Origin of the sequence: Enterococcus sp. AZ095a (genome assembly GCF_050546735.1) — a bacterium.
In the GTDB taxonomy this organism is placed as follows: Bacteria; Bacillota; Bacilli; order Lactobacillales; family Enterococcaceae; genus Enterococcus_D; species Enterococcus_D entomosocium.
In genome coordinates this window covers 2,606,588-2,621,029 of record NZ_CP172953.1, presented here as the reverse complement: position 1 = coordinate 2,621,029, position 14,442 = coordinate 2,606,588, and the positions used below count along the sequence as shown (strand labels likewise).

At 45.3% G+C, this 14,442-nt stretch carries 13 protein-coding genes; 12 read left to right on the top strand and 1 reads right to left on the bottom strand.

Translation table 11 applies throughout. From position 1 onward, the window contains the following. Positions 1-125: 125 nt before the first annotated feature. The 11 genes from rhaB to tkt all read left to right on the top strand — a co-directional run bounded on the left by rhaB (position 126) and on the right by tkt (position 12,076). Entirely contained in the window at positions 126-1,610 is a 1,485-nt protein-coding gene (gene rhaB, locus IGJ26_RS12055; RefSeq protein ID WP_087665014.1) for a rhamnulokinase, read from the top strand. Then, positions 1,585-2,838, top strand: coding sequence for an L-rhamnose isomerase (gene rhaA, locus IGJ26_RS12050; RefSeq protein WP_005234414.1), 1,254 nt, complete (start codon positions 1,585-1,587; stop codon positions 2,836-2,838). The genes rhaB and rhaA overlap by 26 nt, the downstream gene beginning before the upstream one ends. A 7-nt stretch (positions 2,839-2,845) precedes the next feature. Beyond that, on the top strand, positions 2,846-3,670 hold the full coding sequence (rhaD, locus tag IGJ26_RS12045) for a rhamnulose-1-phosphate aldolase (RefSeq protein ID WP_016612608.1): 825 nt from the start codon (positions 2,846-2,848) through the stop codon (positions 3,668-3,670). Between the two features lie 84 nt (positions 3,671-3,754). Next, on the top strand, positions 3,755-4,906 hold the full coding sequence (gene fucO, locus IGJ26_RS12040; protein WP_034872046.1) for a lactaldehyde reductase: 1,152 nt from the start codon (positions 3,755-3,757) through the stop codon (positions 4,904-4,906). Positions 4,907-5,251: 345 nt separating this feature from the next. Continuing rightward, positions 5,252-6,730 carry a BglG family transcription antiterminator gene (locus tag IGJ26_RS12035; protein ID WP_016612610.1) on the top strand — a complete coding sequence of 493 codons (1,479 nt, stop codon included), beginning with the start codon at positions 5,252-5,254 and terminating at the stop codon, positions 6,728-6,730. Next, the gene (locus tag IGJ26_RS12030) at positions 6,723-7,160 is read left to right on the top strand and encodes a PTS sugar transporter subunit IIA (RefSeq protein WP_016612611.1); all 438 of its coding nucleotides are present in this window, start codon (positions 6,723-6,725) and stop codon (positions 7,158-7,160) included. The genes IGJ26_RS12035 and IGJ26_RS12030 overlap by 8 nt, the downstream gene beginning before the upstream one ends. 58 nt (positions 7,161-7,218) lie before the next feature. Next, positions 7,219-7,671, top strand: a complete 453-nt coding sequence (locus tag IGJ26_RS12025) for a PTS sugar transporter subunit IIA (RefSeq protein ID WP_016612612.1) — start codon at positions 7,219-7,221, stop codon at positions 7,669-7,671. Positions 7,672-7,696: 25 nt separating this feature from the next. After that, positions 7,697-8,017: a PTS fructose transporter subunit IIB gene (locus tag IGJ26_RS12020; protein WP_008380953.1), complete on the top strand. Its 321-nt coding sequence runs from the start codon at positions 7,697-7,699 to the stop codon at positions 8,015-8,017. Between the two features lie 24 nt (positions 8,018-8,041). Beyond that, a complete protein-coding gene (locus tag IGJ26_RS12015) occupies positions 8,042-9,142 on the top strand; it encodes a PTS fructose transporter subunit IIC (RefSeq protein WP_005234436.1) in 1,101 nt (366 codons plus the stop codon). A 71-nt stretch (positions 9,143-9,213) separates the two neighbouring features. After that, positions 9,214-9,906 carry a D-allulose 6-phosphate 3-epimerase gene (gene alsE, locus IGJ26_RS12010; protein WP_008380955.1) on the top strand — a complete coding sequence of 231 codons (693 nt, stop codon included), beginning with the start codon at positions 9,214-9,216 and terminating at the stop codon, positions 9,904-9,906. A 166-nt stretch (positions 9,907-10,072) separates the two neighbouring features. Next, positions 10,073-12,076 (top strand): transketolase, encoded by a 2,004-nt coding sequence (gene tkt, locus IGJ26_RS12005; RefSeq protein WP_194199698.1) that lies wholly within the window; start codon positions 10,073-10,075, stop codon positions 12,074-12,076. Positions 12,077-12,161: 85 nt separating this feature from the next. Here tkt and IGJ26_RS12000 read toward each other — a convergent pair whose 3' ends face one another. After that, a complete protein-coding gene (locus tag IGJ26_RS12000) occupies positions 12,162-13,034 on the bottom strand; it encodes an alpha/beta hydrolase (protein WP_016613703.1) in 873 nt (290 codons plus the stop codon). A 169-nt stretch (positions 13,035-13,203) separates the two neighbouring features. Here IGJ26_RS12000 and allC point away from each other — a divergent pair, with 169 nt between their 5' ends. Beyond that, positions 13,204-14,433 (top strand): allantoate deiminase, encoded by a 1,230-nt coding sequence (gene allC / locus IGJ26_RS11995; protein ID WP_016613702.1) that lies wholly within the window; start codon positions 13,204-13,206, stop codon positions 14,431-14,433. The last annotated feature ends 9 nt before the right edge of the window (positions 14,434-14,442 follow it).

Genomic DNA, 14,442 nt, shown 5'->3' with positions numbered 1-14,442 from the left:
GCAAGTCTTTATCAAAATTGTGTGATGAAACTCGTTGATTGTCAAGCTAAAATTGAGGCAACAAGAATGAATCAGTAAATTGTAATCGATTTATTTTTAACCAAGATAATGAAAGGTGGAGACCAGTGAACACATTTATCGCAATCGATATCGGCGCATCAAGCGGTCGTCTGATGTTGAGCCGTTGGGAAAATGAGCAGATCACTTTAGAAGAGATCCATCGCTTTAAAAACGGCTTTCGTCCCCTTGAAGGCTTTGACCGCTGGGCGATCGATTATTTGATCCAAGAGATTTTAGTAGGACTGCAAAAAGTGAAACAAGCCGGTATCAATGACTGCTTCGTCGGAATCGACACCTGGGCAGTGGACTACTGTTTGATCGATCAAGCAGGCGAACGTTTAGGCGACCCAGTCGCTTATCGAGATAGTCGCACCAATGATGCGATCGCGGCTTTTGGCCAGCGCTATTCTTTGCAAAAACTGTATGAGAAAACAGGCATTCAGCTGCAGCCCTTCAACACGATTTTTCAATTAGCCACAGAAGAAGCGCAACTGTTGCAAAAAGCCGACAAACTGCTGTTGATTCCAGATTATTTGGGCTACGTTTTTACCGGCAAGATGGTCACGGAAAAAACCAATGCCTCGACGATGCAGCTTCTAAATGCCAATACCCAAACATGGGATGTAGAATTATTAGCTGAGATTGGCGTAACAGAAGGACTGTTCCCACCATTGGTTGATGCTGGGACGGTTTTAGGCGCACTGCAAACTCAGAAGTTTCCAGCCTATGATTTGCCACAAGCGACCTTTGTCACTGTCGCTAGTCATGATACGGCTTCGGCGATCATCGGTACACCCGGAGAAGGGTCAGAGTGGGGCTACATCAGCAGCGGGACATGGTCATTGCTGGGGATCGAAACCAAAGTACCCAATGTTTCCCTTGCCGCCTTTGATGAAAATTATACGAACGAATGGGGTGCCCACAACACGATTCGCTTTTTAAAAAATATTATGGGCATGTGGCTGATCCAAGAAGTGGCTCGGCAGCAAGATTATCAGTATTCCTATGCAGAACTGGCGGAATTGGCGCAAGCAACGCCTGCTTTTCAACAGTTTGTCGATGTCAATGATCCTCGTTTTTTGAATCCAGAAAATATGATTACTGAACTGCAAGCGTATTGTCGAGAAACCCAGCAGAAAGTTCCAGAAACCGCAGGGGAACTGGCTCGCTGTGTGTATGATAACTTAGCGCTTTGTTATGCCAGCGAATTGCAAAAGCTGGAACAGCTGACAGGTATGACGAACAAGCTGCAAAAACTGCATATCGTGGGGGGCGGTTCCAACAATCGCTTTTTAAATCAACTGACGGCTGATGCTGCGCAGCTGACGATCGAAGCTGGCCCAAGTGAAGCAACGGCGATCGGCAATCTTTTAATGCAGATGATGAGTGCTGGCATCTTCACGTCGCTGGTTGAAGCACGCCGCGCGGTCAAACACTCATTTCCTTGCAGTGTTCATGAACCACAGCCTTTTGATCACAAGATTTTAAGCAACTATCAACGTTTTATAGAAGGAGAAGGAAAAAATGACAACGATTCAACAGCGTTATGAAGAAGCTAAGACAGCATATGCCAAATTAGACGTCGACACGGATGCGGTTTTGAAAAAATTAGCCGATGTGAAAATCTCGATGCATGTTTGGCAAGGGGACGATGTGCAAGGATTTTTGAGTGATGAAGCGTTATCTGGTGGGATCTCTGTAACAGGGAATTATCCTGGTGCTGCGCATACCCCTGAGGAGTTGCGCCAAGATTTAGAAAAAGCCTACTCTTTGATTCCTGGAAAACACAAATTGAACCTTCACGCCATCTATTTAGACACCGAGGAAGCAGTGGATCTAAATGAATTGGAGCCTAAGCATTTTGAAAAATGGGTCGCTTGGGCGAAAGAACAAGGCTTAGGTTTAGACTTCAATCCAACCTTTTTCTCACATCCCATGTTCAAAGATGGCTTTACCCTTGCTTCACCAGATGAAGAAGTTCGTCAGTTTTGGATCGAACACGGCAAACGTTCGCGTCAAATCGCTGCCTATATGGGCAAAGAAACTGGGCAAGTCTGTGTCAATAATTTCTGGGTGCCAGATGGCTACAAAGACAACCCGATCGATCGTTTTACACCACGGGAACGCTTGATGACAGCATTAGATGAGATTTTTGCTGAAGAATTGCCAGCGGAATACACAGTGGATGCCGTGGAAAGCAAGTTGTTTGGTCTTGGCGCCGAAGCCTACACCGTCGGCTCTCATGAATTTTATATGGGCTATGGCTTGACGCGCGATAAACTGATTTGTTTGGATGCTGGACATTTTCATCCAACTGAAGTGATCTCCAATAAATTGTCTTCATTGGCACTATTCAGCAAAGGCATTTTGCTGCACGTCAGCCGTCCTGTACGCTGGGATAGTGATCATGTCGTGATCATGGATGATGAATTGCAAGAGATTGGCCGCGAATTGGTTCGCAATGACTTATTGCCAAAAACCAACATTGGGTTAGATTTCTTTGATGCGACGATCAATCGGGTCGCTGCGTGGGTGATCGGGACGCGCAATACTCAAAAAGCGTTGCTAAAAGCGATGCTAGAACCGATCGAAGAACTAAAAGCAATCGAATTATCAGGTGATTTCACCACTCGTTTAGCCATGACGGAAGAATTAAAAGACTATCCGTATGCAGATGTTTGGAATTACTTCTGTGAAAGCCAAGGGGTACCAGCAGGTCTGGATTGGCTATCAGAAGTGAAAGCCTATGAAGAAACCGTCTTAAAAGCCAGAAAGTAGGAGAACGATGAAAAAGATTGATATTTTACAAGCGAATTTTGTACAAGAAATGATGGAAACGACAGCAAATCTTTACCGTTTAGGGTGGGATGAGCGCAACGGTGGCAATATTTCTTACTTATTAACAGAAGAAGAGATCTTGCCTTTCATCGATCCGCAAAGCGTCTTGCGGGAAATTCCCATGATTTTTGATGCTACGGCACTAGCCGGCAAGTACTTTATTGTGACAGGTTCAGGAAAATACTTTAAAAATGTAGCCGCACATGCAGCGGAAAACCTTGGTGTGATTCGGGTCAAAGAAGATGGGCAAACATTGGAATTGCTTTGGGGCTTGGAAAATGGTGCGGTGCCAACGAGTGAACTGCCAAGTCATTTCATGAGTCATATCGCTCGCTTGTCGGTCGATCCAGAAAACCGAATCATCATGCATAACCACGCATCGCATCTTTTAGCCATGAGTTTTACCCATGAGTTGGATGAACGCAGTTTCACGAGGACCCTGTGGCAGATGTGTACGGAGTGCTTGGTGGTCTTCCCAGAAGGTGTTTCCATCATTCCTTGGATGGTTCCAGGAACGAACGAGATCGGCGAAGCAACAGCTGCTAAAATGAAAGAAACCCGTTTGGTACTTTGGCCGCAACATGGCATCTACGGTGCTGGCAAAGATATGGATGAAGTCTTTGGCTTGATTGAAACGGCAGAGAAAGCTGCGGAAGTGTACACCTATGTCAAAGCGCAAGGCCCAATTTTACAAACCATTACAGATGAAAATCTGAAAAAATTGGCTGACGCTTTCAAAGTCACTCCCCGAGCAGGCTATCTTGAGGTATAATCAATGGTAGAAGAATAGAAAAGGCTTTCAGTCTTTTCTATTTAACCTATATTGTGAATAAACAAACAAATGGAGGTAGGAAGAATGGCGAATAGAATGATTTTGAATGAAACATCGTATTTTGGAAAAGGAGCAATCGAGAACGTACCGACAGAATTCAAGGCACGAGGGTTCAAAAAAGCGGCAGTGATCACCGACAAAGATTTGGTGAAATTTGAAGTAGCAACCAAAGTGACGAAATTATTGGATGAAGCAGGTGTCGACTATGCGTTATATGATGGGATCGTGCCCAACCCAACGATCCAAAATGTCAAAGACGGCTTAGCGTTTGTCAAAGAAGCCCAAGCTGATTGTATCATTGCGATTGGCGGTGGTTCACCGATCGATACGGCAAAAGCGATTGCGATTATTGCTACGAATCCTGAATTTTCAGATGTGATTAGTTTGGAAGGCGTGGCAGACACGAAACATCCATGCTTGCCGATTTTAGCGGTACCGACAACTTCTGGGACTGCAGCCGAGGTAACGATCAACTATGTGATTACAGATGAAGAAAATCATCGGAAATTCGTTTGTGTAGATCCTCACGATATTCCTCTAGTAGCCTTTGTGGACAGCGATATGATGATGGGGATGCCGAAGAGCTTGGCAGCCGCAACGGGAATGGATGCCATGACCCACGCCATCGAAGGCTTCATCACCAAAGGCGCTTGGGAAATGACTGACATGCTGCACATCAAAGCAATCGAGATCATCGGGCGCTCATTGAGAGATTCCGTGAATGGCGATCAAGCAGGACGAGAAGCGATGGCACTAGGGCAATACATTGCCGGTATGGGCTTTTCAAACGTCGGCTTGGGCTTAGTCCACGGCATGGCACATCCATTGTCCGCTTGGTACAACATTCCTCACGGAGTAGCGTGCGCGTCTTTGTTGCCAACCATCATGAAATACAACAAAGACTTTACGGGTGAAAAATACCGTGAGATCGCGATCGTTTTAGGCATTGAAGGGGCAGAAACGATGTCACTTGAAGACGTCCGAGATGCTGCTTGCCAAGCAATCGATCAGTTAAGCACAGATGTGGGTATTCCAGCGACCATTTCTGAATTAGGCGTCAAAGAAGAAGATATCCCAGCCATCGCCAAAGATGCCTTGAATGATGTCTGCACACCAGGCAACCCGCGGGATACGACTTTAGAAGAGATTATTGAGCTTTATCGTTCGTTGATGTAAAAGCTCAAATCGTTCCTTTCAATGAGCGTGCTTATTTCGCTTGCTGTATAGGCGCTCAAACCTGGATTGCTCCTTAACGACGGTTGAAGGGTTTCGATAAACGGCGTTTTCCTTATCGTTTCATGGGAACTAGCAGCTTTTCTTATTCCAACAGTTGAATAATGAACATTGATGATAACACTGACTTTGTTACAGCCATTTTGAAAAATGGCTGTTTTTTTTGTCCTTAACGTTGTATTGTAATTCTTATTATCGATCGTCTTTGTCCCTTGAAGGGGACAAAGAATGATAGAACGCTTACATTTCCTGGTGCTATGATAAGTGTGTAGAAAGGAGAACGGTTACATGACTGTTATGGAACAACGAAAGAGAAAAATCATCCATATTCTTTCCAATACGAGAGAATTTGTCACAGCCGATGAACTATCCGCAGCGCTTCGACTTTCTACAAAGTCGATTTATCGCATCGTAAAAGCGATCAATGAGGATGCCACGATTGACTATGTGATTCTCTCAGAAAAAGGGAAAGGCTACCGCTTAAGTTTCCATCATCAAGAAAAGCCCCAGAGTCAGAAAGCGGAGATGCCGAATGCACTGACACCAGTGGAACGCCGTAACAAGGTGATGGAGGAGCTATTGCTTATTTCACCCAAAAGAAAGAATATTTTTTCCCTGTATCAGCCTTTTTATGTGAGTGAAACGGTCATCAACAGTGATGAGAAATTAATTTCTGAAGCTTTGCAGCGTTTTGAGCTGACGGTTTCCCGCAAAAATAAAATGATCGGGGTGAACGGTGCAGAAAAAAATATCCGTCGAGCATTGCAGGAGTATATCCAGCAAACCCGCAATATCCGCTTGGATGATCTGCATGTGACGAATGAGTCGTTCAACCGTTATGATGCGGAGTTTGTTTTGCGACAGCTGAATTTGATTGAAAATCACCTAGGCTTAGTAATTCCTCACCCATACAACATCAATCTTTTTTCTCACCTGTATATCTTATTGCGGCGGTTTCGCAAAGTAGGGAATTCGTTTAACGAGGATATTTTAGATGAGAAAGAGAAACAGCAAATGCAAGAAAACCCAGAATTAGCCACCATCGCCAAAGAGATCATTGGCAATAGCGAACAGTACTTGCATACGAAATTACCAGAAAACGAAAGCTATTATATGTATCAGTACCTCGTCTCCTCACGGATGCAAAAGGCCACGGATGAATTAGAGGATCTGTCAGAACAAGTAAAACTGATTTCCAATGCATTTATAGAAAAAATGAGCACTCAGCTGCAGCGCTCATTTGAAGACGAGGAGTTATTCGGTAAATTGGCTCGCCATATCAAACCAATGATCAATCGATTGCGACATGGGATCGAAGTCAAAAACAATCTTTTGGAGCAAATCAAATTAGAATACACAGATTTGTTTTTTGCTACCGAAGAGACTGCAAGAGAAATCTGCCATGTGTACGATTTGCCAGCGCTCACAGAAGATGAAGTCGGCTTTGTCACCCTTTACTTTGCTCAAGCGATCGAAGAACATCCTCAACAACTCAAGGTTATGATCGTCTGTACTACGGGAATCGGGACCTCCGAATTATTAAAAGTAAAAGTGCATAAGAAATTTCGTGAGTTGGCAATCACCGCTGTCCTACCTTCTCGTGATGTGGAAGCGGCTTTAAAGCAACACCCGGATACGGAGATGATCATCTCAACCGTTCAATTAACGATCGATAGTCCGATTCCGGTCGTGATCGTGAGCGCCATGCTGACGATGGAAGACCAAAAACGCCTTGAAGCGATGATTGGGAGGGTGAGAAATGTCTAAATTCCCTTTGTCCCTTACTTTAGTTTCAACAGAAGCAGGAGAGACGAAAGTCGATGTTTTAAGGAAGATTGCAGCTGTTAGTCAAACAATCGGGCTGACGGAGAGCAAAACCCTGCTATTTGAAGCACTGCAAGCCCGAGAAGCGAGCGGCAACACGATGATCGCTGAAGATTTTGCGCTACCACACATTGAAAGTGCTGTGGTGAAAAAAAGCGGAATCGTCCTCGTCAGAGGTGAAAAAGTCCTTTGGCAGGGAACGCTGCAAGCAAAAACGATTTTTGCGATCCTGATGAAGACTGACGAAACAACCGCGGTGAAACAAGCAGTCATCCGCTTAATGAAATGTTTCGCCTATGAAGAAAATCTGCAATTCATTGCAGAAAAATCAAAAGAAGAAATCGAAGCCTTCCTTCTCAACCAACGCGGCTGATAGGAATGAATGGTCAATTCAGTAAGGCAAGAGGTACTCAACTAGAGGAGGAAAACGAATGGATATTTCAACAGTAATTGATCCAAAAATAATCAAAACCAACATGGAGGCCGCTTCTAAAGAAGAAGCCCTGCAGCAATTGAGTCAGCTTTTATATACCAATGAGTACTTGACGGATCAGGCAGCATTTTTAAAAGATGTCTATGAGCGGGAAGCAGTTGGTCAAACAGGGATTGGTAATTACATTGCCATTCCTCATGGAAAAAGTGCTCATGTGAAGGAGATTGGTGTAGCAATCGGGGTTTTAAAACAAGAGATCCCTTGGGAAACGTTGGATGGCAAGGGAGTGAAAGGAATTATCTTATTCGCCGTCGGTGATGACACGGAAGGGGCGCAAAAGCATTTGAAATTGCTCTCTTTGTTCGCTCGGAAATTAGGAAATGACGAGGTGACGGCTGCCTTGTTGAAAGCAAAAGAGCCGCAGCAAGTGATTGAAGCATTTCAAGGATAACAGAAAATTTAAGGAGGAATTATTTATGAAAATCGTCGGAGTATGTGCATGTACAGTAGGGATCGCTCACACTTATATTGCTCAAGAAAAGTTAGAAAATGCGGCAAAAAAGGCAGGTTACGAGATCCATGTGGAAACACAAGGAACGATCGGTCGTGAAAATGAATTGTCACCTGAAGCGATTGCGGCTGCAGATGTCGTGATTTTAGCAGTTGACGTCAAAGTAGCAGGACGTGAACGATTTGAAGGGAAACGAATCATTCAAGTGCCGACCGAAGTTGCCATCAAGTCCCCAAGCAAATTGTTGGAAAAAGCCAAAGAGGTCGTCCAACAGCAGGCGGTCTAAGCAAACCGAAGGAGGAAGGAAACTATGGAAAAAATCAAAGCATTGAATTTAAAAGGACATTTGTTGACAGCCATCTCCTATTTGATTCCGATTGTCTGCGGTGCCGGATTCTTGATTGCCATTGGCATGGCTTTCGGCGGCACCAGCCAGGGACAACTAGTGCCAGGTGAATTTACGATTTGGGATGCTTTAGCTACGATGGGAGGCGCAGGACTCGGGTTGCTTCCAGTGGTCATTGCGACAGGAATTTCTTATGCGATTGCCGAAAAACCGGGGATCGCGCCAGGGTTTATTATTGGTTTGACAGCCAATGCCATTGGTGCAGGTTTTATTGGGGGAATTTTGGGCGGCTACTTAGCTGGATATCTAGTAATTGCTATTTTACGATTTATTAAAGTACCAAATTGGGCGAAAGGCTTGATGCCGACATTGATCATTCCCTTTTTGACCTCTTTGATCGGTGGTCTGATCATGGTCTATATTATCGGTACACCGATCACTGCCTTTACGAACTTACTGACGAACGCACTAAATAGCTTAGGCTCCTCTTCATTATTGGTTTTTGGTGCCGTCATCGGCTTGTTGAGCGGCGTTGATTATGGTGGACCAATCAATAAAACGGTCTTTGCTTTTGTTCTGACGATGCAAGCAGAAGGGATCAATGGACCGATCACTGCACTGCAATTAGTCAATACTGCAACACCGATCGGCTTTGGTTTAGCATTCTTTATTGCAAAACTGTTCGGCAAAAACATCTATACGCCTGTAGAAGTGGAAACGTTAAAATCTGCCGTACCAATGGGTGTGATCAATATCGTTGAAGGGGTGATCCCAATCGTTATGAACGATATCGTCCGAGGGCTGATCGCAACAGCTATCGGTGGCGCTGCTGGAGGTGCTGTTTCAATGGTCTTAGGGGCAGATGCAACGGTACCGTTTGGTGGTGTGCTGATGCTGCCGACTATGACTCGTCCATGGGCTGGGGCAGTAGCTTTGTTGGTAAATATAGTAGTGACTGGGATCACCTTGGCTTTGATCAAGAAAAATGTCACTGAAGAACAAGTAGCCGCGCAAGCAGAAGTGGAAGAAGAAGAAATCGATTTAGATGATATTCAAATTTTCTAAGAAAAGCGATTCAATTGAAAGAAGAATCGTTCCTCTCAGTACAAGACTGATCGAGGAGAAAGGATAAGTCTATGAACAAAGTTGAATTTTCACCGTCACTGATGACGATGGATCTAGATAAATTTAAAGAGCAAATCACTTTTTTGAATGACCAAGTGGACTCCTATCATATTGATATTATGGATGGTCATTACGTACCCAATATTTCCCTATCCCCATGGTTTATTCAAGAGGTCCGCAAAATCAGTACTTTGCCTTTGTCCGCTCATTTGATGGTCACTGAACCTGCCTTTTGGGTGCAGCAGCTGATCGATATCAACTGTGAATGGATTTGCATGCACGCTGAAGTTTTGGATGGGTTAGCATTTCGTCTGATCGATCAAATCCATGATGCCGGATTAAAAGCCGGGATCGTCTTAAATCCTGAAACGCCAGTATCGGTCATTTTGCCTTATATCGATCGTTTGGATAAAGTCACGATCATGACGGTTGATCCAGGGTTTGCTGGCCAACGCTTTATTGAAGGGGCGTTAGATAAAATTGTTGAACTGCGGGAATTACGGGAAGAATACGACTATCACTATGTCATTGAAATGGATGGTTCCTCCAATCGGAAATCCTTCAAACGGATCGATGAAGCCAATCCAGACATCTATATTGTCGGACGCAGTGGATTGTTTGGTTTAGATGATGACATTGCCAAAGCATGGTCGATCATGGTCGCAGATTATCAAGAAATGACTGGAAAAGTTTTGAGTAGCTAAGCAAAGCCGAAAGCAAAAGAACCGGACGACTCAAGTTGCGGACTGTTAAAAAGAGGAGCATTAGATGCCTCCTAGCCTGTAAACTTTGGGTGTCTGGTTCTTTTCTATTGTGAAAAGGCAGTGAATAGAAACATGCTGGCTGAAGAAAGTGAAGGAGGCAATTTAATTGAAAAAATTATTTGATAAAATCGATCAATTAGGAGTGAACACCCTTCGTACATTAAGTATCGAAGCCGTACAAAAAGCCAATTCAGGACATCCAGGATTACCGATGGGGGCAGCACCCATGGCCTATGCCTTGTGGACCAAACACTTGAAAGTCAATCCAACAACTTCTCGCAACTGGGTGGATCGTGACCGCTTTGTTTTGTCTGCTGGACACGGTTCGGCGTTATTGTACAGCTTGTTGCATGTGTCTGGTTACGATGTGACCATTGAGGATCTAAAAAACTTCCGTCAATGGGATAGCCGCACACCAGGACATCCAGAAGTCGATCACACAGACGGCGTGGAAGCAACCACTGGACCTTTAGGACAAGGGATCGCCATGGCAGTCGGTATGGCAATGGCCGAAGCCCACTTGGCTGCAACCTATAATCGCGAAAAGTATCAAGTCATCGATCACTATACCTACGCTTTATGTGGCGATGGCGACTTGATGGAAGGTGTTTCGCAAGAAGCTGCATCCATGGCGGGTCACATAAAATTAGACAAACTGATCGTCTTGTACGATTCAAATGACATCTCCCTAGATGGCCCAACTTCAAAAGCCTTTACAGAAAATGTCGGTGCGCGTTTTGAAGCGTATGGCTGGCAACACATTCTCGTTGAAGACGGCAATGATTTAGAAGCGATCTCGAAAGCGATCGACGAAGCAAAAGCTGAAAGCGACAAACCAACCTTGATCGAAATCAAGACTGTGATCGGATACGGTGCGCCAAATCAAGGCACCTCTGCCGTTCATGGTGCGCCGATCGGTGCCGAAGGCATTTCTGCAGCCAAAGCGATTTATGGTTGGGAATACCCAGAATTTACCGTACCTGAAGAAGTTGCCGCGCGCTTCAAAGAAACCATGATCGATGAAGGACAAAAAGCTGAAGCCGCTTGGAACGAAACTTTCCATGCCTATGAAGCAGCCTACCCAGAACTTGCGGCGCAATTCAAACAAGCCTTTGCGGGTGAATTGCCAGCAGATTGGGATGCAGCATTACCAAGCTACGAAGTTGGCAGCTCACAAGCTAGCCGGGTATCCAGCAAAGAGATGATCCAAGCCTTATCCAAAGCCGTCCCTAGTCTCTGGGGCGGATCGGCTGACCTTTCTGGTTCCAACAACACGATGGTGGCAGCAGAAAAAGACTTTGAACCTGGCCAATACGAAGGCCGCAACATTTGGTTTGGTGTCCGAGAATTTGCGATGGCGGCAGCGATGAACGGAATCCAATTGCATGGCGGTACGCGAATCTATGGCGGAACCTTCTTCGTCTTCGTTGATTACTTGCGTCCAGCGGTGCGCTTGTCTGCGATCCAGCATGCACCTGTGATCTATGTCTTGACGCATGACTCCGTGGCGGTGGGAGAAGATGGACCGACGCATGAGCCAATCGAGCAATTAGCCAGCGTCCGGTGCATGCCAAATGTCCAAGTGATTCGTCCAGCAGACGGCAATGAAACCCGTGCTGCCTGGAAATTGGCCATGACGACAACGGATAAACCAACGGTCTTAGTCTTAAGCCGACAAAATCTACCAGTGATCGAAGGCACGCAAACCGGTGCCGATGAAAATGTCGCAAAAGGTGGCTACGTGATTTCAAAACAAGCTGGTGAAACACCAGCGGGGATTTTGATCGCCACAGGTTCTGAAGTGAATCTTGCGGTCCAAGCACAAGCTAAATTGGCAGAAGAAGGCATCGATGTATCGGTGGTCTCCTTACCAAGCTTTGATTTGTTTGAAGCACAAAGTTCAGAATACAAAGAAAGCGTCTTGCCAAAAGCAGTGAAGAAACGGGTAGCGATCGAAGCGGCTTCCCCATTTGGTTGGGAACGTTACACTGGCTGTCATGGAAAAGTGATTGCGATCGATCATTTCGGTGCATCCGCACCTGGTGACAAAGTCTTAGCGGAATTCGGCTTCAGTGTTGAGAATGTCGTGAATACCTTCAACTCACTATAATCAAAAAACAGGCGATCTTTAGAGGGAACATTCCTTTGAAGATCGCCTGTTTTTGTTTACTAAAGAAGCATGGCCAAATCTGCGCTTAATTTTTCTCTATTGTTAAAAGGAGCCATGAAATCATCTCTCGATAGCAGTCATCAGCGATCGCATTTGGTGTCCGATCAAAGTCATGCTGTTCTAAGTCGAGCCAAAGTGTTTTGGCACGGGGGACTTGTGCAGCGAAAGCTTCGGAGGCGCTGAAGGGAACGTCTGGATCTTTTTTGCAATGAACGACAAAGCAAGGAGGAAAGTCTTTGTAAGCGGCAGCAGGAATCGCCAAGGCTGCCAGCTGTTCCCGATTGCCTAAATAACGCTGCCAGTTGCCATATTGACGGGCGGAAAGGTACAAAGGGAATCGTTTTTCTAACGTGCCGTGGGTGATTGGTTGGCTTTCGATCATAGCTTCGGCGTCGAGTGGCGGGACTTTCGGAAATTGCGTGTAAAAGCGTGCCGGCTGCAAAAATTCTTTATAAAACAACTCTTGGTATCCGTAAAATCGGATCAAGCCTTTTTGCTCCGGATGCTTTGTGCGTGCGGTCAGTAAGGTCGCTAAAAAACCGCCGGCGGAGCGACCGAATAGAATGTACTCATTTGCACCAACGCCGCTGAAGTGCCAGCCCTCTGTCAAAAACCATTCCACTGCCTTTTTTGTATGAAGGTAAATGTCGTTCAGCGCTACTTCGGGAGCCAGTGGATAATCAAAGAGATAAAGGCTAACACCGGCAGCCAGCAATTGGTGGACATAATCCTGCGGAAGGTCTTCCCGCTGACCATAGAGGAAGCCACCACCATGAAAATACAAAAGGCTGATCCGAGGCTGCGCTGCTTTTAGGATCGTCACTTCTAACGGCAAAGTGCCGTAGGTGTCAAATTGGATTTTTTCTGTTTGCGCAAAGGCATTTTTAGGATAAACCATTGTTTTCTTCCTTTCTCTTCTTCGATAGTATAAGGAAGAGTATAGGAGAAGGAAGCGGTTTAAAAAACAGCGTTATGACTAAAAATAGAAACGGTTTTGTCGAAAGTGAACAATGATGTCCTTCAGTAACACGCTTACAATAACCGTATAAATTAAAGGAGGCAGAACAATGGAGTTGAAAAAAGAAGTAGCGGCAATGATCGATGCATTATCTCAGATTGGGAATGATCCAACTGGAGGAATGACTAGACTGCTTTATACCGATTCATGGAAAGAAGCGCAATCATTTGTAGAAAAACAATTAAAAAAAACTGGCTTAACGACGTCCTATGATGCAGTCGGCAATCTCTTCGGCAGAATGGAAGGCAGCCAGTATCCAGAAGAAACGATTCTTTCAGGGTCACATATCGATACCGTCGTCAACGGTGGCACATTAGACGGTCAATACGGGGTCGTTGCTGCTGCTTTAGCGATCAAGTATTTAAAAGAGACCTATGGGCAACCTTTACGCTCCTTGGAAGTCATCTCAATGGCAGAAGAAGAAGGCAGTCGTTTTCCAACCGTTTTTTGGGGAAGTAAAAACTTTGTCGGAGAGGCCAAAAAAGCCGATGTTGAAGCGATCGCAGATTTTGAAGGCAATAGCTTCGTGGCAGAGATGCAACGCCAAGGCTTTGATTTTCGCGACCCACAAGAACCGGTTCGTTCAGACATTAAAGCCTTCGTGGAAATCCATATCGAACAAGGCAGTGTTTTAGAAAAAGAAAATTTGCAGATCGGTGTCGTCAATAGTATCGCTGGTCAAAAGCGCTACACCTTTGTCTTAAAAGGACAAGCCAATCATGCAGGAACCACACCGATGGGCTATCGCCAAGATGCTGTGTATGGTTTTGCCAAAATGTGTGCCGCAGTGATCGACCGTGGCTTAGAGCTTGGGGATCCATTAGTAGTGACATTCGGTAAAGTTGAGCCAAAACCGAATACGGTCAACGTGGTTCCTGGTGAAGTGTTGTTTACGATGGATTGTCGCCATACTGATGGGCAGCTATTGGATGCCTTTACTGCTGAAGCAGAACAGATCATTCAAACGATCGCCCAAGAGCATGACTTGACAGTGGAGATGGATCTATGGATGGATGAACGCCCTGTGCCGATGGACGATACGATCGTTGCCACGGTGGAACACGCGGTGAAGCAAACTGGCAAACGCTACAAAGTCATGCATAGTGGGGCGGGGCATGATTCCCAAATCATTGCACCACATTTTCCAACGGCGATGCTTTTTGTACCAAGTATTGATGGGATTAGCCACAACCCAGCCGAAGCAACGACTATCGAAGATTTAACAGCTGGGGTAGAAGTTTTAGCAGCTTCCCTTTACGAGCTAGCATACAAAGAATAGAAAGCAGGG